2 protein-coding genes are annotated in these 1823 nt (G+C 58.6%); both read left to right on the top strand.

Translation table 11 applies throughout. The features are described 5' to 3' along the window. Positions 1-1126 (top strand): DUF917 domain-containing protein (locus VAE48_RS07535; RefSeq protein WP_322792705.1); only part of this gene is annotated, 1126 nt, incomplete at its 5' end. A gap of 14 nt (positions 1127-1140) precedes the next feature. Further along, positions 1141-1823 (top strand): hypothetical protein (locus VAE48_RS07530; RefSeq protein ID WP_322792704.1); only part of this gene is annotated, 683 nt, incomplete at its 3' end.

The raw sequence follows: 1823 nt of genomic DNA, 5'->3' as shown, positions 1-1823 counted from the left end.
CAGAAAGGGAAATGCCATGAAACTGCTTGAACGGCAAGATTTATATGACATCTTATACGGCTGTACCATTCTCGGTACGGGCGGGGGCGGCTCGCTGCAAAAAGGTCTGGCATTGATAGACGATGCGCTCCAGAAAGGCAAACAATTCCGCCTGGTGGACTTTGCTGAAGTGCCGGACGATGCCTGGATTGCCACACCCTACATTTGCGGCAGTGTTTCGCCTTCCACACCGGAACTGGAAGCGCAGTATGCCGGCCTGCCCAAACTGGATGAGCCGGAGCCCTATCTGGCTTACCGTGCGCTGGAAGCCTATTTTGGGAGGGAATTTTACGGCGTGATTTCAACCGAATTAGGCGGCGGCAACACGGCCGAGGCGTTGTATGTGGCCGCCCTGCTGGACCGTTACATCATTGACGCCGATCCGGCCGGCCGATCGGTGCCGGAGCTGCAGCATTCGACCTATTGCATTTATGATCTGCCCATTTACCCGCTGGCATGTGCCAACCAGTTCGGCGATGTGGCCGTATTGCCAAAAGTGGTCAATGATCTGCGTGCCGAGGCGCTGGTGCGCGCCATGGCGGTGGTCAGCAAGAACCGCATCGGCGTAGCCGATCATCCGGCGCAGGCAAAGCAACTGCGCGGGGCGGTGATTGCCGGAGCGATCAGTCAGGCGTGGGAAATCGGCAAGACCTTCCGCGCTGCGAAGGAAAGCGGTTTATCGGCTGCCGCGCAGATTGTCCAAACCGCCGGCGGCTTTCTGCTCTTCAAGGGGGTGGTTACCCGCCACGCTTTCGATACCATCGAGGGCTTTACCATTGGCGATATTTACCTCAGTGGAGAAGGCGAGTTCAGCGGCAGCGATTACCACATCTGGTTCAAGAACGAAAATATCGTCAGCTGGCGGGACGGCAAGGTGGATGTGACCGTCCCCGACTTGATCTGCGTTTTTGACGAGGAGGCGAATGAGCCTGTTCTCAACCCCTATTGCCGCGAGGGGATGAAAGTCACGGTAATCGGCCTGCCGGCACCAGCGCAGTGGCGCACACCGCGCGGATTGGAGCTGTTCGGCCCGCGTCATTTTGGCTTTGATGTGGAATATCGGCCGATTGAAAAGTCCCGCCCCTGAATGGAGGTTTTGCAATGACCGAATTTGAGGAACTGCGTCAGGCGGCCGTCAACATGCTTAAAGTGAACCTGAACCTGCGCAGCGGTGAACAGGTGGCTTTTGTTTCAGACGTTCCATCAGCGGCGGATTGGGAGCTTCTGAATTTTGCGGAGCTGGACGAATTGATCCGCCGGGCACGGATGACCAAAGCCTTTATTCAAATGGCGCGTGATGCTTTCCCAGACTGCGCCATTGAATTGATTTGTTACCCGCAAACCGGGCAAAGCGGTCGCGAACCATCCGAAGAAACTGCCCGCCGCTTTTTGAATTTTGACGTGCTGATTCTGATGACCACACACTCGCTTTCGCACACTCATGCCCGCGAAAATGCCAGCCGCCGCGGTGCGCGGGTGGCCTCTATGCCGGGGGTGGAAGCGGCCATGTTTGCGCCGGGCGGGCCGATCTCGGCTGATTATGCCAGCATTGCCCGCGAGTCGTTTGCGCTGGCAGAGCGGTTGACTCGCGGGCAAACTGTGCGCATCACGACGCCGCAGGGCAGCGATCTGCGCTTCAGCATTGCCGGGCGCAGTGGGCGCGCCGATACTGGTTTGCTGCATCAACCCGGACAGTTCGGCAACCTGCCGGCCGGTGAGGCGTATATTGCCCCGGTTGAAGGCAGCGCGGTCGGGCGGTTGGTTGTGCCGGCCGGCTGGTTTCC

Source organism: Bellilinea sp. (assembly GCF_034432615.1).
GTDB lineage: Bacteria > Chloroflexota > Anaerolineae > Anaerolineales > Anaerolineaceae > Bellilinea.
Note: the sequence above shows the minus strand (reverse complement) of the source record. Positions and strands in the feature narration are given on the sequence as shown.